The organism is Janthinobacterium sp. GW821-FHT03C10, assembly GCF_059420865.1.
In genome coordinates, this window is the sequence record NZ_JBWKUN010000007.1 from 278,372 (window position 1) to 297,718 (window position 19,347).

The window sequence follows — 19,347 nt, forward strand, 5'->3', positions numbered from 1 at the left end:
AGTAGCTTAACGAGGCGCCCCAAGTTAGCGCAGGTTGACCAGGGTCTGTAAAACAGAATCCTGCGTCTTGATGGTCTGCGCATTCGCCTGGTAGGCGCGCTGGGCCGTGATCATGTTGACCAGTTCCGCCGTCAGGTCGACGTTCGACACTTCCACGGCCGAAGCGCGCAAGTTGCCCAGGGTGCCCGTCTTCGGTTCGCCCGTGATGGGTTTGCCCGAGGCCGAGCTTTCCACCCAGGCGTTGTTGCCCAGCGGCTCCAGGCCGTTCGGGTTGGTAAAGTTGCTCAACACCACCTGGCCCAGGCTGCGCGTCTTGCCGTTGTTGTACTGGCCCTGGATGACGCCGTCGTCGCCCACGATGAACTGGCTCAGCTGGCCCGCCTTGTAGCCGTCCGCTTCCGTTTTCTTTTCCGCCGTGGCGGTGCCCAGCTGGGTCGATTTGCTGAAATCGACCTGGACCGACAGGGTCGGATTGGCGCCCGTGGCCGGGAAGATCGGCAGGTTGACGGTGACGGGCAAGGTTTGCGGCGGCGTCAGGGCCAGCATGGCGGCCCGGTCCAGGCTGCCGACCGTGTTGAAGACCAGCGAACCGGTCTTGACGGCCGGCACCATGGTCACGGCGCGGATGGCCGCGTCGATCTGGTCGGGCGTGCGGCTCGAGTTGATGCCATTCGGCACGGCACTGCCGTAGGTGGCGGCGATGGCGGCCAGTTGCGCCGGCGTGGCGCCCGCGGCGGCGGCGGCAGCCGAGACGGCGGCGCCGACCGCATTGCCATAGGCGACGGCGGCCGTCGTCACATTGGCCGGCACCAGCGGCACGGCCGTGGCGGCAGCCTGGTAGGCGGCGCGCGCGGCCAGCGAGGCAGGGTCCGTCTGCAGGGCGGCCGCGACCTTCATGCTGGTCACTTCCGTGCCGTCAACGGCCGAGTAGACGTCCCAGGTGTTGGTGCCCGTCTTGACATAGAAATTCGACATGATGTGGGAGTTGCCCAGCGAATCGAAGACTTCGACGGGGAACTGCTTGCTGTAGGTGGTGTCGTCACCGATCTTGAACGGCACCGTGGTCGGCATGGCCGTGTTCGAATTGAGGTTGACTTGCGTGTCGACCTTGGTCGTCGCCTGGGGCTTCATGTCCGACTGGTCGATCTGCAGGGGCACGACGGCGCCGGCGACGATCTTGCCGTTGGCATCGGCCGCATAGCCGGTCAGCTGCGCCAGCTGGGCGTTGACGATGAAGCCGCTCTTGTCGACCTGGAACTGGCCATTGCGCGAGTACTGGACGGCGCCGTTGACGCTGGTACGGAAGAAGCCGCCGCCATTGATGGCGATGTCGAGGGGGTTCGACGACGTTTCCAGGTTACCCTGGTTAAATTGCTGGGCGATTTGCGAGACGGAGACGCCGATCCCCGCCTGGTTGCCGCCCACGCCATACAGCGAGTTGGCATAAATGTCGGCGAACTGGGCCTGCGACTGCTTGAAACCGACGGTGGACGAGTTGGCGATGTTGTTGCCGATGACGTCCAGCGATTTGGCGGCGCCATTCAAGCCGCTCAAGCCTTGTTGGAAAGACATTGTGTTCTCCTGGTAGAAATTAGGGGTAGAGGGTCACGCTAGGGTCAGCGGCTTACAGAATCTGTTTCACGTCGGCCATGGTGATGCTGCCCACGCCCGGGACATTCAATTTCACGCCATTCGCGCCCGTCGACACGCTGGCGACCGAACCGAACATCAGCGCCGTCGCATCCTTGAGCTTGGTGCCGCCGCGCGTGGCTTCCACCGTGAAGGTGTAGGCGCCGTCGGCCAGCACGACCGGCTTGCCGTCCTTGTCGAGGTCGGCGGTGGAACCGTTCCAGCCCAGCGGCAAGGTGCCCGCTTCCTGTGCGCCCAGGTCGATGGAATGGACTTCCTTGCCATCCTTGTAGATGATGACCTTGACCTTGTCGGCCGCCGTGGCCAGGTCCACGCCCAGCAGCGCGGCGCTCTTGCTCAGGTTGATATCCTTACCCGCAGTCAACACACCATGGCCGATGATGTTGGCCGCCTGCATCGATTCGGCTTGCTGATAGCTGGTCTTCAGGGTTTCCAGGGTCGTGTTGAGCTTGTTGACGCCCGTCACCGTGGACAACTGCGCCAGCTGGCTGGTCAATTGCGCATTGTCCAGCGGGTTCATCGGATCCTGGTTTTTCAGCTGGGTGACCAGCAGGGTGAGGAATTTGTTCGTTTCCGCTTCGACACTGCCTGCCGCGGCCGTCGTCTTCTTCGGATTCATCGTCGCCATCAGGTCGGTGGTGACGGAGGTCGTGGTATCGATGGTTGCCATAATGATCAGTCAGCCTTACTGGCCGAGGGTAAGGGTTTTCAGGAGCAGCGACTTGGCCGCGTTCATGGTTTCCACGTTGGTCTGGTACGAGCGCGAAGCGGACAGCATGTTGACCATCTCGTCGACCGTATTCACGTTGGGCATGGTGACGTAGCCCTTCTCGTCGGCCAGCGGGTTCTTCGGGTCGTAGACCAGCTTCATCGGCGACGGGTCCTCGATCACCTTCTGCACCTTGACGGCCGTGGCGCCGTTGGCCATGGGCACGGCTTCGAACACCACCTGCTTGGCGCGGTAGGCTTCGCCCGTGGCGCTGGTGGCGCTGTCGGCATTGGCCAGGTTGCTGGCCACCGTGTTCAGGCGCTGCGCCTGGGCGCTCATGGCCGAACCGGACACATTGAAGATATTAAATAGCGACATGATTATTGTCCTCCCTGGATGGCCGTCAGCATGCCCTTGATCTGCGAGTTGAGGAACGTCACGGCCGCCTCGTAGCGGATGGCGTTGTCGGCAAAGGCATTGCGCTCGAGGTCCATGTCGACCGTGTTGCCGTCGACGGCGCCCTGGGCCGGTGCGCGGTACAACAGCGGCGTGCCGTCGGCCAGGGTCTCGACCTTGCCGCCTGTGCTGCCGCCCGCTGCGGCGGCCACGCCCTTGCCCGGCATATGCTGCGGCGCCGTGCCCTTCAGGGCCGGCGGCACGCCATCCTTACGCGCCATCGCCCCCTTCAGGGCGGCGGCGAAATCGACGTCGCGCGCCTTGTAGTTGGGCGTGTCCGCATTGGCGATATTCGAGGCGAGCAATTCCTGGCGCGTCGAGCGCAGGCTCAGCGCCGTCTCGTTGAAGCGCATGTAATCGTCGAGTTTCCCTATCATGTCAGGCTCCGGAAAGATCTGCCACTGGCGCCTGAGATGGCGGAAGGATGGCGGTATAGTGATGACAGGAAACATAGTACGGCGCCCGCCGGCAAGGCCATCGCCGGATCAGACCGTACTTTTACCCCTTAATCGGCGCTTCGAACGGGGCGGCGCGCACTATCATGGCAATATTCCAGAGGCCTATCACCATGAAAACACCGCTCGCTTTCCTCCTTGCCCTAGCCATCCCGCTTGCCGCCCTGCCAGTATTGGCGCAGGCGCAAAACGCCGGCCGGCAGACGCCGGAAGCGCTGCGCAACAGCGTGGAACAATTCCTGCAGGTGCAAAGCAACGGCTTGCCGGGCAAGGTGACGATCACCGTCGGCGCCGTCGATCCGCGCCTGAACCTGGCCGCCTGCCCCGCGCCGCAAGCGTTCATGGCGCCGGGCGCGCGCGCCTGGGGCAAGACCACCGTGGGCGTGCGCTGCACGGCCCCGTCCAGCTGGACCATCTATCTGCAAGCGAACGTGGCCGTCGTGGGCGACTACGTGGCCAGCGCCGTGCCGCTGGCGCAAGGGCAAGCCATCGACGCCAGCCAGCTGGTGACGATGCAGGGCGACCTGGCCGCATTGCCCGCAGGCATCGCCACCGACATGGCCCAGGTGGTAGGCGCCAGCACGAATATATCCTTGCCGCCAGGCACGCCGATGCGCCTCGACACCCTGCGCCGCAAACCCGTGGTGATGCAGGGCCAGCTGGTACGTGTCGTTTCCAGTGGCAACGGTTTCCAGGTAGCATCAGAAGGGCGCGCCATCGGCAGCGCCGGCGATGGCCAGACGGTGCAGGTACGCACGCAGAGCGGCCAGCAGATCAGCGGCGTGGCGCGGGCTGGCGGCATGGTGGAGGTGGCGTTCTAAACACGGATGGGCAGCGATATTGTGGTCTGGCGCACTAAAGTTTCGGAAGAAGGTGCCGATAATGACACATATCCCGGAGTTTCTTGACTTCGACCAGACGAGGATCACGCTGTGAAAATTACCGATAACACCATTAAAAGCAATCCCGGCCTGCCGGTGGCGCCCGCCAGCACCTCCGGCGCCCGGAATGCCGAGAAAGCCCAGGCAACGCCGACGACGTCGGACAATGTACGCCTGTCGCCGCAAGGACAGGCATTAGCGGCCAGTGCAACTGCCGGCAGCGGCGCCGTGTTCGACACGAAAAAAGTCGAACGCATCAAGCTGGCGATCGCCGACGGCCAGTTCCAGGTCAACTCTGAAAAAGTGGCGGACGGTCTCCTCGACACGGTCAAGGACTTGCTGCACTCACGAAATAGATAGGTTTCCCCATGCAATCAGTGACTCCGTTTTCCAGCCTGCGCGACGAGCAACAGCTCATGACCACATTGCTGGCATTGATGAAAGAAGAACAGCGGCATCTGGTTGCCGCTGACATCGATGCAATCACGGAGCTCACGGCGCGCAAGACGGCACTCGTCGGACAATTGAGCCAGCTGGCGGCGCAACGCCACCAGGCGCTGGCGGCAGCCGGTTTCACGGCCGCCGAAGCGGGCATGGAAGACTGGCTGGTCGGCGCCAGCGAAGCCGAGGCGGCGCCCCTGTGGAAAGCCCTGCTCGAGACGACGCGCGAAGCGAAGGAACAGAATCGCCTGAACAGCCTGCTGGTCAACAAGCACATGCTGCACACGCAAGGCGCCCTGAACGCCATGCGCCCCCCGGCCCAGAGCGGCAATTTCTACGGTCCCAGCGGCCAGCCGACGACGAACACGGCCAGCCGGCGCGTCGTGATCGGCTAAGCCCCCCCCAGCGCGGGAAACGGCGGCCCCCATACCACGCCCATCCAGCACATCACCGCCGTGTCGCCCCCCTCCAGGGACACTGCGGCGTAGCCGGCGTGCCCGCACTCCCTGCAGAACGCCGCGCGCAGAAACAACAGCGGCGCCCTCTCGAAGCCGCACCTTTGAGCGCGCTCAAACTTGAGACAAGTGATAACGATATGCTAATCACTAGCGTACGCCGCACATCTCCAGGTGGGACTTTCCTCACCGACACGAACATTTTCCCGCAGGCATAGCTAATCCATTCTGACGCGTCAGCCTGCGCATTCGCGCTGCGCCATGACGCACGCCATTCAATCGCAAGACCATCTGGAGCACGATATGAACGCTATCTCAATATCCAAGGCTGGCGCGGCGCTGCTGCTCGGCAGCGCCCTGCTGGCGCCGGGCGCGCAGGCGGACACGCAAGCCGTGTTTTATAACCATCTCGTCTCGACTGCCGTGGTGGCTACACCGCTGCTGGCGCAAGACACGCTGTTCATCGACACCTTCACGACGGAGCGTGGTTCGCTGCTGCAAACGACCACGTTTACGGTCGGCAGCGGCGTGCAATCGTTCACGGGCAACGCCGCCTGGCTGGTCACGGGCGCCAACGACTTCGGTCCCCGTCTGACCGGAGTCAACATCGACTTGTTCGACTCCAGCAACAACCTGGTGCAATCGGATACGTTCACGGGCGTACTGGGCAGCTTCGCCCATTCCACCTTCAGCGGACTGCTGGGAGCAGGCACCTACACCATGGTGGCGACGGGCGTCGGCGTGCGTGATTCCGTGCTGGACATTTCCATCACCACGGCCGTGCCCGAACCGGAAACCTATGCCATGCTGCTGGCGGGACTGGGGCTGGTGGGGTATGGCATACGGCGCCGCAAGACGCTGGCCTGACGGGTCCTGACACGCCGCGCCGGAATTGAAGCGCCGCGTGCGCAGCGCATGGTCGCCCCTCAGCCGTGCGCGGGGCGGCCCGTATGCTGGCGGAACTTCGCCGCGATGGCCTGCGCCTTGGCGCTGGCGGCGGCTTGCTGCTCCGGCGTCAGCTCGTCTTGCAGCCAGTGCCAGTAGTCATCCTGGTAGGGATTGGTAACGCCGGGGGCGAGGATGTCGTCGTACACGAGGCGCAGGGCCAGCAGGTAGCCATACGCCTGCGGCGCGTCTTTCCGCACCACGTCGCCATCGCGCAAATACGCCATCATCAGGGTAGCCACGCTGGTCAGTTCCGCCTCATCCGCCTGCGCCGTCAGCTGGGCGATGGCTTGCCGCTTCCACGCCTGCACCAGCGGGTCGTCTGGACGGTTGCGCAGCGCGCTGCGGTCGCCAAACGGGCCTTCCGACAGGAACAGGGTGGCCGCGCCCGGCACGCCCGCCTTCGCGGCCGTGGCCAGATAGCCCAAGCGGTCCTCGCGCTGGCGCTGCGTCAGGCCCGCGCACAGCTGCCGCTGGCCGGCTTTTTCTTCCGCCGTCATCTCGCGTCCCAGCTCGAATTCCAGCCCCGGCAACCGGCCATCTTTCTCAAAAGAAATACAGTCATCGAGCAGATTGTAGGCCGCATACGCGTCTTCCGGCTTGCCGCTGGCGCCCAGGCGCGCAAGCTGCTGCGCGAGCGTCACGGGAACGGGCGCGGCACCGGCGGCCGGGGCGGCATCGATATTCAGATACGATGCCAGGCTGCGTCCCGGCGGCGCGCCGGCGGCAGCGGTGGCAGCAGCGTCCGGCGTGCCGCCGTCGGGCGCGGGCCAGTACACGAGCGCCAGCACTGCCACGATGGCAGCGGCGATGGCGATGCCGGTCAGTTTGCTGTTCATAGGAGGTGGCACATAAAAGGAAACGCACGTTACCACAGGCGCGCGGCACAGTGCCGCACGCACGCGCCCCGGCTAGCCGCCGGCCTTTTTCGGCTGGTGGCCCAGCTTCACCAGCGCGGCCAGGATGGCGTCCACATGGTCACCCTGCACTTCGACCACGCCATCCTTGACCGTGCCGCCCGAGCCGCACTGCGTGCGCAACTGCTTGCCCAGCAGGGCCAGGGCGATGGCGTCCAGCGGCAAGCCCTTGACCACGGTGACGCTCTTGCCGCCGCGCCCCTTGGTCTGGCGCGACACGCGCACCACGCCGTCGCCCGCCGGCACCGCCTTCGATTGCGCCTTGCATGCGCATTGCGCCAGCGGCAGGCGGCAGGCGGGACACATGCGGCCCGTTTCGGTAGAGTAGACGAGACCGCCCTGGGAACTGCTTTTCATAATGAGGTGATAAAAAGGAAGAAGGCGCGATTGTACCAAGCGCAGGGAGGGCGAGTGCAGGATCAAGCCCGCTCCCGCCCCGCCCGGTGGCGCGCCGGCTGACGTCTAACGCAAGGTCACGAACACGGGATTCGAATAGAACCACAGGCTGCGGTAATTGCGGTCGTTGATGTCGTTAAAACGCTGGGTGCTGTCCGTCGTGCCCGTGCGCTGGTCGGCCAGCGGCTCGCCGCCCTGCGTCAGGCCGGCGACATCGGTGCCCAGATTGGTGCCGCGCAGGCGGAAATACTGGTTCTTCGCCGCCGTCGTTTCGTAGCTCACGCTGGCGTAGCCGTCGGCCCCGATTTTCCAGTCCGCGCTGGTGAAGCGCTTGAGCACGCGCGTGCTGGCATTGCCGGCAACATTGTAGGCCGGCGTGCCCGCCACCGCCTTCGCGCCCACATCGCCGACGATCAGGTCGACATGGTCGACCACGGGCTTGACGTTGGCGGCCACGCCGCTGTCGACGGGCTTTTCGTAGTTGTTTTTGGCCGGGCTCTTGAAGCGGATGGTGATCGTGACTTTCTCGCCGCTGGCGACCTTCAGCTCGCCGCCCATCTCCTTGCGGTCGTCCTTGCTGGCCAGGTTGAAATCAAGCGCATTGATCAGGTCGCCATAAGTGGAGAACATCTTGCCCGAACGCAAGCCGGCCAGCAAGTCCTTCGCCAGCGGCGCGCCCTGCGCGCTGTTGAACACGTAGTTCTTCGCATACTCGCCGGGGAAATAACCGCTGCTGTTGCCGCCGACAATCTTGAAGTGCGTATCCGAATCGGTCAGGTTCCAGATGCGGCGCCCCTCGCCCAGCAGCGCATCCCATGGCCCGCCCAGCTTGGCCACCACGTAGTCGACGCCGCCATACACGCGCAGCGGCGCATTCTCGTCCGTGTAGGCGGCCGTGTAGCCGCCCCGGTCCGGTTCCATCTGGTTGCCGACCATGCCCTCGATGGCGAACATGATGTTCGGCGCGGCATCGTTGAAGGCGCGCAAGTCGGCGATGCTGTAGCTGCCCTTGTTGCGCGACGGATGGTTGATGACGGCGTAGCTGGTTTCCGGGTAATTCTGTTTCAGCCAGTTGATCGCTTGCAGCGCATCGGCAGCCGTCTTGTTGTAGCGGGTGTCGCCGTATTTCGCTTTCCATGCCGCGACGTCGGCGGCGTCGAACATGGCCGCGTCGCGCGTGGTAAACAGGTATTCGAACTCCTTCATGCCCCGCGTGCTGGCGGTCAGTTTGTCCGCCCCTTCGAACAGGCCGATGCCGACGTGGTCGTGGGTCGGCATGTCCCACTCGAAGCCCGAGAAGATCAGCTTGTCGGCGTAGCTGCCGCCCGCCTGCAAAGCCTGCACGCGCGGGATTTCATAGCGCCCGGCGCCGATGGACATGGGAATCGGCGCCGCCAGCGGCGCGCCCAGCGCGTCGCGCGTGGAGACGCGCAAATGGTTTGACAGCGCCATCCAGTCGAGTCCATACGTGGCAAAGGCCTTGGCCAGCACCTTGTCCAAGGTCTGGCTGACATCGGCGTCGGCCGATTGGGTCGTGTGGGTGTGCAGGTCGCCGGCGATCCAGCGGCCGGCGGGGAGCGGCGGCACGCTGCCGGCCGGGTTGCTGTCGCCGCCGCAGGCAGCAACACTCAACACGATGACGATGGCCGAAGCAAGCAATGTTCTGGAGTAAGACATGGGATGGACCTGGAAGCTGAAAAGAAGGGCGTCAGCCTAGCATTCCAGTATGACCAGCAAATGACATGCCCCACGCCCTGCCGGCCCGAAAAACCCGTCCTAGTTGGCCGGCGGCGGCGTCGGCACTTCCGTCACCGTCTCGGGGATGCCGGACAAGATCGTCACGGCCACGCGGCGGTTGCGCGCCCGTCCTTCCGGCGTGGCGTTCGGCGCCACGGGGATGTTGTCGGCGTGGCCCACGGCCGTCAGGCGCGAAGCCTGCACGCCGCTGGCGATGAACAGGCGCACCACGGCGCTGGCGCGGGCGGCCGACAATTCCCAGTTCGAGGCAAAGGTCGAATTGCTGATCGGCTGGACGTCCGTATGCCCTTCCACCTGCACATCGTGCGTGTCGTCCTTGAGCAGCACGGCGACGGCGCGCAGGGCCTGGTCCGATTCCGCCGTCAGGCGCGCCGCGCCCGGGTCGAACAGCACGCTGGCATTGATTTCCACGCTGACGCCGCGGCTCGTCTGCGTCACGCGGACCTTGCCTTCCTTCACCAGCGGCGCCAGGGTGGATGTGAGGTCCTGCGCCAGGCGCGTCATGTGTTCGCGCTCGCGGCGGATGGCTTCCGTGCGGCGCTTCAGGGCGGGGTTCGGCAGCGGGATCGCCTGCGGCGCTTCCATGATGATGGGCGGCGCGCCCTTTTCCAGGCTGAAGGCCTGGCCGATGGCGTTCTGGAAGACGCGGTATTTGCCTTCATTGACTTGCGAGATCGCATACATGACGACGAAAAACGCGAACAGCAAAGTGATGAAGTCGGCATACGAGATCAGCCAGCGGTCCTGGTTGTCCGGTTCCTCGTCATACTTCCTGCGCGCGCGCCGCATCATGCTCAGTGCTCGCTCAGTGCTCGTGAAGCAGGCTGGAGACGCGCTCTTCGATGATGCGCGTATGGTCGCCCGTGGCGATGTCGTACAGCACGGCGGCCGTGATTTCATACTGCACCACGCGGCGCGAGACGATGGCCTTGAGTTTATTGGCCACCGGCAGGAACAGCAGATTGGCCAGGCCGACGCCATAAATCGTCGAGACAAACGCGACGGCGATGCCGCTGCCCAGTTTGCTCGGGTCGGTAAGGTTTTCCATCACGTGGATCAAGCCCAGCACGGCGCCCAGGATGCCGATGGTGGGCGAATAGCCGGCCGCCGATTCCCACACCTTGACGGCCTGGCGCTCGGCCAGTTCGTAGGCGGAGATTTCCACGTCGAGCAGCTGGCGCAGCTTGTCGGGCGCGATGCCGTCGACGATCATGCGCAAGCCCTTGGCGTTGAAGCGGTCGGCCGTGTTTTCCATCAGGCGCTCGAGCGCCAGCGGGCCGTCGCGGCGCGCCGTCAGGCTCCATTGCCCGATGTCGCGCGCCAGCGCGGCGCGCGTGTCGGCCGGCGGCAGGAAGACCCAGCGCAGCATTTCCAGCCCGCGGACAAAAGTGCGCAGCCGCGTCTGCAGCAGCACGGCGCCGAAGGTGCCGATGATGACGATGGCGAAGGCAGCCGGCTGCAGCAGGGAGGCCATCTTGCCGCCTTCCAGTGCCTGGCCGACCAAGAGGCCCGCCAGCGCCAGCGCCAGCCCGATTACGCTGGACCAGTCCACGCCTGCTCCCTCAAGGTTGCGCGCAGGCGCGCGACGGCCTGGGTATGCAGCTGCGAGACGCGTGATTCGGACACGCCCATCACCGCGCCGATCTCCTTCAGGTTCAGCTCTTCTTCGTAATACAGGCCCATGAGTATTTTCTCGCGTGGCGGCAGCGCGTCGATGGCATCGATCACGGATTGCCGGAAATCGGTATCGAGCAGGGAACGCAAGGGGTCGCTGTCCTCGTCCACGCAGTGGCGGTCGAGGAAGCTGTCATTGCCGTCCGGGTCATGAAAGTCTTCGTAGTACACCAACTGGTGGCCGCCGCCGTCGCCCAGCATTTCCTGGTAGTCGGCCAGCGACATTTTCAGCAGCTTGGCCACTTCCGACTCGGTCGGCGGATGGCCGAGGCGCTGCTGCAAGGTGCTCATCGCCTCTTCGATCTTGCGCATGTTCTGGCGCATGCTGCGCGGCAGCCAGTCGCTGGTGCGCAATTCGTCGAGCATGGCGCCGCGGATGCGCAGCACGGCATACGTCTCGAACTGCGCGCCATGCGTCTCTTCATAGCGGCTAATGGCATCGAGCAGGCCGATCATGCCGGCCTGGATCAGGTCATCGACCTCGACCGAAGGCGGCAATTTCGCCTTCATATGGTGCGCCAGACGCTTCACCAGCGGAATGTGCTCCGTCAGCAAATAGTCCTTGTTCGATTTCCCTTTGACCGTGTACATAGGCTGCTTATTGTTTTCTCGTCTTATCTGGTGCTACGGTTGGTGTCAGGCGCTGAACTGGTGCGGGCTCCCCGTCTGGTACAAGGTGCCGCCAAGCACCGGCGCCGCCGAACGGGCCAGCCGCTCGGCCAGTCCGCGAAACGCCACCGAGGCGCCCGCCAGCGGAAACGCATCGACCACGCTGCGGCCCAGGCGCGCCGCGCGGTGCAGATATTCATCGGCAGGCACCGAACCCATCGAGGTCAGCTTCACGGCCAGGTAGCGGCTCGCCGCCTGCGCCATATTATCGTATACCACTTTTGCCTCGGATTCGGAAGCGCCGGTGACGAGAATGCCGAACGGCCGGCGTCCCAGTTCCTGGCTCAGGCGCTTGATCAGGCAGTACGCGGCCTTGATCGAGGTGGCGCTGGTCGACACTTGCACCACGATATCCGACGAAGCCATCAAGGGCACGGGGAAGCAATCGCCCTCGTCTGCCACGACGCCGTCGACCAGCACGATGCCGCTCTGGCGCGCCAGCACCTCGAAGGTCTTGCCCAGCCGGCGCAGTTCGTCCTCGCCCGCATAGTCCATGCTGTCCATCAGGTGGTTGCGCGCGCCCAGGCTGGCCACGCCGAAGCCTTGCGGCACCTGGTGGATGACCTGGTTCAAGCCGCACTGCTGGCGCGCCACGTCGCGCAGGCTGGCGCCGTGGGCCAATCCCAGACGCGCAGCGACGCCATCGCCGCCGCTGGCGTCGAGCAGCAGCACGTCATTGCCGCCGTAGACGAGCGAAGCGCCCAGGTTGACCAGCATGGCGCCCTTGTCGTCCTGCGGCGTGGCCGAGAGGAACGTCATGACGCGCGGCTGCGGGCCGGCCAGCATGCGGCGCAAGCCCTCGGCCTGGTCGAAATCGAAATTAGCCAAGGTGCACCCCGCGCGCTTCGTGGTTGCGGGCGGCCGCCTGCGCCATCAGCAGCGGCAGTTCGGCATCGGAAAACTGCGTCGCCGCCGCATCGCGCTTGAGCTTGAAGGCGCGGTCGATCAGGTAGCCGCGGTCGGCCAGGTACAGGTCTTCCGGCACGCGCTGGCCGTTCGACACATAAAACAGGTTCAGCTTCTGGCGGATCACCACGTCGAGCACATTGCCGATCGAGGCCGCTTCATCGAGCTTGGTCATGATGCAGCCGGCCAGGCCGCTGCCCTGGTAGGCGCGCACCACTTCGTTCAGCGTTTCCTGCGTCGCCGTGGAGTTCAGGCACAGCAAACGCTTGACGTCGGCGCCGGCGCCCGACAGCATGGCCACCTGCTCCGTCACCATCTGGTCGCGCTGGCTCACGCCCACCGTATCGATCAGCACCGTGTGCTTGTTCTTGAGTTCCTTCAGGGCGATGCGCAAGTCCGCCTCATCCTTCACCGAATGCACCATCACGCCGAGGATCTTGCCGTAGATGCGCAGCTGTTCGTGCGCGCCGATACGGTAGGCGTCCGTGGTGATCAGGGCCAGTTTTTCCGGACCGTGGCGCATCACGCAGCGGGCCGCCAGTTTGGCCGTGCTGGTGGTCTTGCCGACGCCGGTCGGACCGACCAGCGCGAATACGCCGCCCTGCTCCAGCATCGCGTCTTCGTTGGCGACCGTGTTCAGGTTGCGGCTCAAAACCGTCTTGATCCAGCGCATGCTTTGCGCGCCGTCGAGACCGGCGGGCAGCTTGTCGATCAGGTAGCGCGCCAAGCTGGCCGAGAAACCGGCGGCCAGCATCTCGCGCAGCACGACGGCTTTTTGCGGCTCGCGCTGCTGGGTCGAACCCCACGAGATTTCCGCCAACTGGGTTTCCATCATGCCGCGCATGGCGCGGATTTCATTCATCATGCCGCTCATCTCGGCGGCGGCGTTTTCCTTGACGTGCGCCAGCGCGCTGGCCATCATCTGCTGCATGCGGGCCATGTCCACTGGCTCGCCGGCTGCCTGGCGCGGTGCGGCAGGACGCGGCGCGGCCGGGCGCTGGGCCGGGGCGGCAGGACGCTGCGGCGTGGCGAACTGGGTCTGCAACTGGGGACGGGGCTGGGCCATTTCGGACGCGGCCGGCGGCGAGGCCAGCGAAGCGGCATCGTCGTTGGCCAGCGCGAGGATTTCCACCACGCCATCGGCCTGGCGGTTCGACAGGATCACGGCGTCGGGGCCCAATGCTTCGCGCACCTTGCGCAGCGCATCGCGCGACGAGGCGCCCGTAAATTTCTTCACATTCATGACCGGCCTCCCAGGGCGGGGGTGGCGCAATATGGGCTGAACTGTGTGACCATCATCGACTCCTGTTGCTTGAGTGCTGTCTTCCACATGGACACAGATCACCCGGACAGTTTCCATTATTAGCGATGCTTGGAGGAAATGATCGAAGGAACAGGACGGGAAAGTACCCGTTATTCAGTTTGCCGGGAGGAAATTGATGTTTATTTGACCAAGAGCAAGGGCTGGGGTCAGACCCACTCGCACGTTGGCGATGACCTTCATGTTGGCGGTCTTGAGGGTCTGACCCCGGCATTAACTATGCCAACTACTGCGCGCCCACCAGGCTGGTGACGCGAATGGTCTTGGTTTCCGGCACTTCCGCATGCGACAGCACTTTGAGCTGCGGCAAGGCGCGGCGCAGGAAGCGCGACAGCAGGGCGCGCAGCGGCGCCGGCACCAGCAGCACGGGCGTCAGGCCCAGCGCTTCCTGCTGCTGCGCGGCCAGGCCCGCCTGGTGCGCGATGGTGTCGGCCAGGCCCGGCTCGATGCCGGCACCGTCGCCGCCATTGCCCATCGCCTGCATCAGCAGGCGCTCCAGGCGGCTGTCCAGGGTCATCACGGACAGTTCGGCCGCGCCGGGGAACAGCTGCTGCACGATGGCGCGGCCCAGGGCCACGCGCACCAGCGCCGTGAGGTCGTTCGGGTCTTGCGTCTGCACCGTATGCTCGGCCAGGGTTTCGATGATGGTGCGCATGTCGCGGATGTGCACGCCCTCGGCCAGCAGGTTCTGCAGCACCTTCTGCAGGGTCGACAGCGACAGCATCTTCGGCACCAGGTCCTCCACCAGGCGCGGCGACTCCTTGCCCAGGTGATCGAGCAGCGACTGCACTTCCGCGCGGCCCAGCAACTCGGAAGCGTGCGAGGTGATCAGGTGGTTCAAATGCGTGGCCACCACGGTGCCCGCGTCGACGACCGTGTAGCCCATCGATTGCGCCTGGTCGCGCAAGCTGGCGTCGATCCAGGTGGCGGGCAAGCCGAAGGCGGGGTCGTTGGTGGCCAAGCCCGGCAAGGTGCCGCTGGCCATGCCGGGATTGATCGCCAGGAACTGGCCGTTGAACGCTTCGCCCACGCCCACTTCCACGCCCTTGAGCGTGATGCGGTAGGCCGACGGTTTCAACTCCAGGTTGTCGCGGATATGCACGGGCGGCGCCAAAAAGCCCACTTCCTGGGCAAATTTCTTGCGGATGCCTTTGATACGCTTGAGCAATTCGCCACCCTGCGTCTTGTCGACCAAGGGAATCAAACGGTAGCCCACTTCCAGGCCCAGGGTGTCGACGGGCATGATGTCTTGCCAGCTGGCCTCTTCCTGCTCGGGCGCCACGGTCGCTTGCGGCGCCTCGGCCGGCTTTTCGGCCGCCGCTTTTTCCTGCGTGCGTTTCTTGCTGATCAGATAGGCGGAGCCGGCCAGCAATGACGCCAGCAGGATGAAGACCATGTTCGGCATGCCGGGAATCAAGCCCATGCCGCCGATGATGCCGGCGGTAATGTACAACACTTGCGGTTTCGCAAACAGTTGCCCGACCAGCTGGGTGCCGATGTCCTGTTCGCTGGCCACGCGCGAGACGACGATACCGGCCGCCGTGGAAATGATCAGCGAAGGAATCTGCGCCACCAGGCCGTCACCGATGGCCAGCAAGGTGTAGTTCTTGAGTGCATCGGCAAAGCCCATGTCGTGCTGCAGCAAGCCCACCAGCAGGCCACCAACGATATTGATGACGGTGACCATGATGCCGGCGATGGCGTCGCCGCGCACATATTTGCTGGCACCGTCCATGGCGCCATAGAATTCCGCTTCCTGCGCCACTTCCGTGCGGCGGCGGCGCGCTTCATCTTCGCCGATCAGGCCGGCGTTCAGGTCGGCATCGATGGCCATCTGTTTACCAGGCATGGCGTCCAGCGCAAAGCGGGCGCCCACCTCGGCGATACGGCCCGCGCCCTTGGTCACGACGGTAAAGTTGATGATCGTCAAAATGATAAACACCACGATACCGACCGTGTAATTGCCGCCAATCAAGAAGTGACCGAACGCTTCGATCACCTTGCCGGCCGCGTCGGCGCCCGTATGGCCTTCCGTCAGCACGACGCGCGTGGACGCCACGTTCAGCGACAGGCGCAGCATGGTCGACACGAGCAGGATGGTGGGAAACGCCATGAAGTCGAGCGGCTTGACCGTGTACAGCGCCGTCAGCAGCACGATGATGGACAACGCGATATTAAAGCTGAAGAAAATGTCGAGGATGAAGGCCGGCAGCGGCAGCACCATCATCGCCAGCAGCATGATGATGATGACCGGCGCGGCGATGCCCTTGCTGGCGTTGTTGCCCATTCCGCTGAGCCAGGCTGGCAATCTCAGGCCGTTCATGGTGTACTTCCTTTATTCTTGTCTGCCGCGTCTGCCGCGGGTTTGGTCTGCGATGCGGGGTCGAGCGGATCGAGCTCGGGCGGCACGTCGAGTTTTTTCGGCTTGTCGGGGCGCTCGCCCTGGCCCTTGCCGTAGCTGCGCAGCTGGAACACATATGCCAGCACTTCGGCCACGGCGCCATACAGCGCCTCGGGAATCTCGTCGCCGATGTCCGTGTGCTGGTACAGCGCGCGCGCCAGGGCGGGCGCTTCCAGGATGGCGACCTTGTGTTCGCCCGCCAGTTCGCGGATCTTCGCCGCCACCTCGTCGATGCCCTTGGCCACCACCTGCGGCGCGCCGCGCGAATTCTCGCCGTACTTCAGGGCCACCGCGTAGTGGGTCGGATTGGTCACCACCACGTCGGCCGTGGGCACGTCGGCCATCATGCGGCGGCGCGACATTTCATGCTGCATCTGGCGGATCTTCGCCTTGATCTGCGGATTGCCGTCCGACTCCTTCGCCTCTTGCTTGACTTCCTGCAAGGACATTTTCATCTTGTTGGCGTAGTGCCACATCTGGTAGGGGCCATCGATGGCGGCGATCAGGCCCAGCGCGCCCACGATCAGCAAAAAGGCCGTGATCAGCAGGCTGATCAGATGAGCCGAACCGGCGCGCAGGGATTCCACCGACAGGCCCAGCACGGCGTCCTTTTGATGCTGCATCACCATCCAGGCGACGACGCCGACGACGAGGGTCTTGGCGATAGCCTTGAGCAACTCCACCAGCGCATTCTTCGAAAACATATTGCCCAGGCCGCGAATCGGGTTGAGCTTGCCAAAATTGGGGGTAAACGCCTTGGAACTGAACAGCCAGCCGCCCACCAGCACGGGCGAGGCCAGCGCGACGAGCATGATGGCCGCGGCGTACGGCAGGCAAGTGAGCAGGACGGAGCCCACGTCGTAGCCGATGCGCAACATCATCGCGTCGGGATTGAGGATTTGCTCCCGGTCCAGGGTCAGCCCGGAAACCATGACGGCCGTCAGCCGCCGCACGATGGCGTCGCCGGCAAACCACAGACAGCAGCCGGACGCCATCAGCACCGTAAACGTGGCCACTTCACGCGATCGCGGAACATCGCCTTCCTCACGCGCCTGCTCGAGGCGCTTCGGTGACGCGGCTTCGGTCTTTTCTGCGTCGCTGTCTTCCGACATCAATCAACTCCGGTGAAGTCCTGCAGCCTGGCTAGGCGCAATACGGACTGGGCATGGAGCATTATCGGTTGAATCGGCACAACGCCATCAAGGGAAAAGGGGGGCGAATCCCCTGCTTTTCCTTTGCCGGGATGAAACAAGGCGCCGCAGGCGCCCATTTCAGAGGGGACCGAAAAATGGTCAGGACAAGGCGCAGCCCCGAAGACAGTACGAATTATACGGCGAGGGGCTGCAACGCAGTCATGGCCATTTTCTCGGGGACCCTAGCGACTTTTTCGTGCCTCGGCCTGCTTCACGGTCTGCTCTATCGCACCGAACAAGGATTTTCCGTCATCGCCCAGCATCTCCAGGCGGACGACGTCGCCGAAAAGCAGGAATGGCGTGCTGGCGACGCCATCGGCAATCATCTCCTGGTTACGTCGCTCAACGATGCTGGAAAATCCCTTCTTGACTTCCTTGTTGGCGACCCCGCCCGCGCTGACCACGCTGCCGGCGCGCGCGTTGCGCGTCTGGCACAGATGGGCGAGCAATTGCGGGTAATTGAACGCCATGTCGGCGCCCGCGTGGGGCTGGCCCGTCAACTTGCCGTTCAGGCTGCAACGCAAGGCGTAATGCACCTTGCCGCCGCGCCAGGCGTCGCCCAGCTCGTCGGGCGTGATGGCGACGGGCGAGCACGCCATCGCCGGTTTCGCCTGCAGGAAGCCATAGCCGCCGGCCTGCTCGTCCGGCGCCAGGTTGCGCAGGGTGACGTCGTTGACCAGCATCAACAGCTTGATGTTCAGGTGCGCCTGGTCGGGCGTGGAGCCCATGGCCACGTCGTCCGTGATGGCGGCGATGCCCGCTTCGTAGTCGATGCCCCACTGTTCGTGCGCCAGAGTGATCTCATCGTGGGCGCCGAGGAAATCGTCGCTGGCGCCCTGGTACATGCGCGGCGCGTCGCGCAGATTCGCGGGCACTTCAGTTCCCGCCGCCTTGCAGGCCCGCTCGATCTGCTGCAGGTAGGAAGCGCCGGCCACGCGCAGGCTGCTGCGCGGCAAGGGCGCCATGCAATTGGCGGGATCGAACTCGAAGGCGCGATGACCGCGGCCGCTATTGATGGTCTGGTACAGTAAATCCAGCTGGGGCGCGATGAAACTCCAGTCGTCGAGCGCCTTTTGCAGGGTCGAGGCGATGCCGTCGGCCAGATGGGCCGTTTTCAGGTCGCGCGAGACGACCGCCAGCTGGCCGTCGCGCGTGCCATCCTTCAGTGTAGCTAATTTCATGTACGGAAAACTTCGTCAAATGCGGGCAATAGGAGGCCAAATACGCCAAAAAGCCGGGAAAACCCGGCTTCGGTGCTCAGGGGGAGTTAGGCCAGGAGGGCGATCTGTTCGGGGGTCAGATAACACCACTCGCCTTCGGCGATGCCCAGCGATTCCAGGGTCAGGCTGCCGATGGCGGAACGGTGCAGCGCGCTGCAATGGTTGCCGGCGGCAGCCAGCATGCGCTTGACCTGGTGATATTTGCCTTGCTCGAGCACGATTTCCAGCTGGTGCTCTCCCCGCTTGACACAGACGAGGGCCGCCAGCGGGGCAGGTTCGTCATGCAATTGCACGCCAGCCAGCAGCAGGGCCACCAGTTCATCGGTCACGGGTTCTTGCGTGGTGGCCTGGTAAATTTTGGGAACGTGGCGCTTCGGCGACGATTGCGCATGGATAAAGGGTCCATCGTCGGACATCAGCAGCATGCCGGTCGTATCGTGGTCGAGCCGGCCGACGGGCTGAACTTCGCGCCAGGTGAACTGTTCCGGCAGCAGGGTCAGCACGCCGGGATGATGGCTGGGCTTGCGCGAGCATTCAAAGTTGGCGGGCTTGTTCAGCGCCAGGTACAGGTGCGCGCGGTACACCCACTCTTCTTCGAACACGTGCAGCACCAGGCCGTCGGTCTCGACGGTGGTGCGGTAATTGGTCTGGGTGACGCCATCGATGACGACATCGCCATCCTCGATGAGGGAACGGCAATATTTACGGGTGCCAAAACCCTGCGATTGCAGGATGCGGTCTAGGGATAATTTACTCATGGGCGTGACTTTACCAGAAGCGGCTGGCAGCGTGAAGCGGCCCTGCGCCGGGCCGCGGAGGCGCACCAGCCTTGCGCAGGCACAGATAAGTTGAAGTACAAGGTGAGATTTCGATATAAATGGCCGATTCCTTTGAGATAGA

Annotated in this window: 20 protein-coding genes; 4 read left to right on the plus strand and 16 right to left on the minus strand. The window is 64.3% G+C overall.

Translation table 11 applies throughout. The features are described from left to right. Window positions 1-24: 24 nt before the first annotated feature. Genes AC07VH_RS23275 through flgB form a run of 4 tightly spaced genes read right to left on the minus strand, consistent with a single transcriptional unit; the run spans window position 25 to window position 3,192 of the window. Entirely contained in the window at window positions 25-1,572 is a 1,548-nt protein-coding gene (locus AC07VH_RS23275; RefSeq protein ID WP_475416622.1) for a flagellar hook protein FlgE, read from the minus strand. 52 nt (window positions 1,573-1,624) lie between these two features. Continuing rightward, complete coding sequence (locus AC07VH_RS23280; protein WP_475416623.1) at window positions 1,625-2,320, minus strand: flagellar hook assembly protein FlgD; 696 nt, start codon at window positions 2,318-2,320, stop codon at window positions 1,625-1,627. A gap of 15 nt (window positions 2,321-2,335) precedes the next feature. Then, window positions 2,336-2,737 (minus strand): flagellar basal body rod protein FlgC, encoded by a 402-nt coding sequence (gene flgC, locus AC07VH_RS23285; RefSeq protein ID WP_071075845.1) that lies wholly within the window; start codon window positions 2,735-2,737, stop codon window positions 2,336-2,338. A 2-nt stretch (window positions 2,738-2,739) separates the two neighbouring features. After that, a complete protein-coding gene (flgB, locus tag AC07VH_RS23290; RefSeq protein WP_152254610.1) occupies window positions 2,740-3,192 on the minus strand; it encodes a flagellar basal body rod protein FlgB in 453 nt (150 codons plus the stop codon). Window positions 3,193-3,383: 191 nt separating this feature from the next. Between flgB and flgA the strand changes: the two genes are divergently transcribed. The 4 genes from flgA (at window position 3,384) to AC07VH_RS23310 (ending at window position 5,914) form a co-directional block, all read left to right on the plus strand. Beyond that, the gene (flgA, locus tag AC07VH_RS23295) at window positions 3,384-4,091 is read left to right on the plus strand and encodes a flagellar basal body P-ring formation chaperone FlgA (protein ID WP_489630050.1); all 708 of its coding nucleotides are present in this window, start codon (window positions 3,384-3,386) and stop codon (window positions 4,089-4,091) included. A gap of 111 nt (window positions 4,092-4,202) precedes the next feature. After that, window positions 4,203-4,511: a flagellar biosynthesis anti-sigma factor FlgM gene (gene flgM / locus AC07VH_RS23300; protein ID WP_034787161.1), complete on the plus strand. Its 309-nt coding sequence runs from the start codon at window positions 4,203-4,205 to the stop codon at window positions 4,509-4,511. A gap of 8 nt (window positions 4,512-4,519) precedes the next feature. Continuing rightward, entirely contained in the window at window positions 4,520-4,987 is a 468-nt protein-coding gene (locus AC07VH_RS23305; RefSeq protein ID WP_494787711.1) for a flagella synthesis protein FlgN, read from the plus strand. Between the two features lie 363 nt (window positions 4,988-5,350). After that, window positions 5,351-5,914, plus strand: coding sequence for an FxDxF family PEP-CTERM protein (locus tag AC07VH_RS23310; protein WP_475414556.1), 564 nt, complete (start codon window positions 5,351-5,353; stop codon window positions 5,912-5,914). Window positions 5,915-5,973: 59 nt separating this feature from the next. Here AC07VH_RS23310 and AC07VH_RS23315 read toward each other — a convergent pair whose 3' ends face one another. From AC07VH_RS23315 to AC07VH_RS23370, 12 genes are all read right to left on the minus strand, one after another. Further along, window positions 5,974-6,831 (minus strand): hypothetical protein, encoded by an 858-nt coding sequence (locus tag AC07VH_RS23315; RefSeq protein WP_494787712.1) that lies wholly within the window; start codon window positions 6,829-6,831, stop codon window positions 5,974-5,976. Window positions 6,832-6,903: 72 nt separating this feature from the next. After that, on the minus strand, window positions 6,904-7,266 hold the full coding sequence (locus AC07VH_RS23320) for a translation initiation factor Sui1 (RefSeq protein ID WP_489630048.1): 363 nt from the start codon (window positions 7,264-7,266) through the stop codon (window positions 6,904-6,906). 105 nt (window positions 7,267-7,371) lie between these two features. Then, window positions 7,372-8,982 carry a CehA/McbA family metallohydrolase domain-containing protein gene (locus AC07VH_RS23325; RefSeq protein ID WP_494787713.1) on the minus strand — a complete coding sequence of 537 codons (1,611 nt, stop codon included), beginning with the start codon at window positions 8,980-8,982 and terminating at the stop codon, window positions 7,372-7,374. A gap of 99 nt (window positions 8,983-9,081) precedes the next feature. After that, window positions 9,082-9,852: a flagellar motor protein MotD gene (gene motD, locus AC07VH_RS23330; RefSeq protein ID WP_475414606.1), complete on the minus strand. Its 771-nt coding sequence runs from the start codon at window positions 9,850-9,852 to the stop codon at window positions 9,082-9,084. Window positions 9,853-9,868: 16 nt separating this feature from the next. Next, window positions 9,869-10,615, minus strand: a complete 747-nt coding sequence (locus AC07VH_RS23335; RefSeq protein ID WP_494787714.1) for a flagellar motor protein — start codon at window positions 10,613-10,615, stop codon at window positions 9,869-9,871. Beyond that, the gene (locus AC07VH_RS23340) at window positions 10,597-11,328 is read right to left on the minus strand and encodes an RNA polymerase sigma factor FliA (RefSeq protein ID WP_010400804.1); all 732 of its coding nucleotides are present in this window, start codon (window positions 11,326-11,328) and stop codon (window positions 10,597-10,599) included. Before AC07VH_RS23340 ends, AC07VH_RS23335 begins: the two co-directional genes overlap by 19 nt. Before the next feature lie 45 nt (window positions 11,329-11,373). Further along, window positions 11,374-12,234: a MinD/ParA family ATP-binding protein gene (locus AC07VH_RS23345; RefSeq protein ID WP_494787715.1), complete on the minus strand. Its 861-nt coding sequence runs from the start codon at window positions 12,232-12,234 to the stop codon at window positions 11,374-11,376. Continuing rightward, window positions 12,227-13,555 (minus strand): flagellar biosynthesis GTPase FlhF, encoded by a 1,329-nt coding sequence (gene flhF, locus AC07VH_RS23350; RefSeq protein WP_475414562.1) that lies wholly within the window; start codon window positions 13,553-13,555, stop codon window positions 12,227-12,229. The genes AC07VH_RS23345 and flhF overlap by 8 nt, the downstream gene beginning before the upstream one ends. Before the next feature lie 304 nt (window positions 13,556-13,859). Then, on the minus strand, window positions 13,860-15,956 hold the full coding sequence (gene flhA, locus AC07VH_RS23355) for a flagellar biosynthesis protein FlhA (RefSeq protein WP_475414563.1): 2,097 nt from the start codon (window positions 15,954-15,956) through the stop codon (window positions 13,860-13,862). Then, on the minus strand, window positions 15,953-17,146 hold the full coding sequence (flhB, locus tag AC07VH_RS23360) for a flagellar biosynthesis protein FlhB (RefSeq protein WP_493042504.1): 1,194 nt from the start codon (window positions 17,144-17,146) through the stop codon (window positions 15,953-15,955). The genes flhA and flhB overlap by 4 nt, the downstream gene beginning before the upstream one ends. A gap of 263 nt (window positions 17,147-17,409) precedes the next feature. After that, window positions 17,410-18,408 (minus strand): fumarylacetoacetate hydrolase family protein, encoded by a 999-nt coding sequence (locus tag AC07VH_RS23365; RefSeq protein ID WP_494787716.1) that lies wholly within the window; start codon window positions 18,406-18,408, stop codon window positions 17,410-17,412. 86 nt (window positions 18,409-18,494) lie between these two features. Next, window positions 18,495-19,205, minus strand: coding sequence for a pseudouridine synthase (locus tag AC07VH_RS23370; protein WP_070289165.1), 711 nt, complete (start codon window positions 19,203-19,205; stop codon window positions 18,495-18,497). Window positions 19,206-19,347: the final 142 nt, after the last annotated feature.

What these genes read in the sequence shown, in the direction of transcription:
- AC07VH_RS23275 (WP_475416622.1), bottom strand. Translation starts at nt 1,572, where the DNA reads ATGTCTTTCCAACAAGGCTTGAGCGGCTTGAATGGCGCCGCCAAATCG.
- AC07VH_RS23280 (WP_475416623.1), bottom strand. Translation starts at nt 2,320, where the DNA reads ATGGCAACCATCGATACCACGACCTCCGTCACCACCGACCTGATGGCG.
- flgC (WP_071075845.1), bottom strand. Translation starts at nt 2,737, where the DNA reads ATGTCGCTATTTAATATCTTCAATGTGTCCGGTTCGGCCATGAGCGCC.
- flgB (WP_152254610.1), bottom strand. Translation starts at nt 3,192, where the DNA reads ATGATAGGGAAACTCGACGATTACATGCGCTTCAACGAGACGGCGCTG.
- flgA (WP_489630050.1), top strand. Translation starts at nt 3,384, where the DNA reads ATGAAAACACCGCTCGCTTTCCTCCTTGCCCTAGCCATCCCGCTTGCC.
- AC07VH_RS23305 (WP_494787711.1), top strand. Translation starts at nt 4,520, where the DNA reads ATGCAATCAGTGACTCCGTTTTCCAGCCTGCGCGACGAGCAACAGCTC.
- AC07VH_RS23310 (WP_475414556.1), top strand. Translation starts at nt 5,351, where the DNA reads ATGAACGCTATCTCAATATCCAAGGCTGGCGCGGCGCTGCTGCTCGGC.
- AC07VH_RS23315 (WP_494787712.1), bottom strand. Translation starts at nt 6,831, where the DNA reads ATGAACAGCAAACTGACCGGCATCGCCATCGCCGCTGCCATCGTGGCA.
- AC07VH_RS23320 (WP_489630048.1), bottom strand. Translation starts at nt 7,266, where the DNA reads ATGAAAAGCAGTTCCCAGGGCGGTCTCGTCTACTCTACCGAAACGGGC.
- AC07VH_RS23325 (WP_494787713.1), bottom strand. Translation starts at nt 8,982, where the DNA reads ATGTCTTACTCCAGAACATTGCTTGCTTCGGCCATCGTCATCGTGTTG.
- motD (WP_475414606.1), bottom strand. Translation starts at nt 9,852, where the DNA reads ATGCGGCGCGCGCGCAGGAAGTATGACGAGGAACCGGACAACCAGGAC.
- AC07VH_RS23340 (WP_010400804.1), bottom strand. Translation starts at nt 11,328, where the DNA reads ATGTACACGGTCAAAGGGAAATCGAACAAGGACTATTTGCTGACGGAG.
- flhF (WP_475414562.1), bottom strand. Translation starts at nt 13,555, where the DNA reads ATGAATGTGAAGAAATTTACGGGCGCCTCGTCGCGCGATGCGCTGCGC.
- flhA (WP_475414563.1), bottom strand. Translation starts at nt 15,956, where the DNA reads ATGAACGGCCTGAGATTGCCAGCCTGGCTCAGCGGAATGGGCAACAAC.
- flhB (WP_493042504.1), bottom strand. Translation starts at nt 17,146, where the DNA reads ATGTCGGAAGACAGCGACGCAGAAAAGACCGAAGCCGCGTCACCGAAG.
- AC07VH_RS23365 (WP_494787716.1), bottom strand. Translation starts at nt 18,408, where the DNA reads ATGAAATTAGCTACACTGAAGGATGGCACGCGCGACGGCCAGCTGGCG.
- AC07VH_RS23370 (WP_070289165.1), bottom strand. Translation starts at nt 19,205, where the DNA reads ATGAGTAAATTATCCCTAGACCGCATCCTGCAATCGCAGGGTTTTGGC.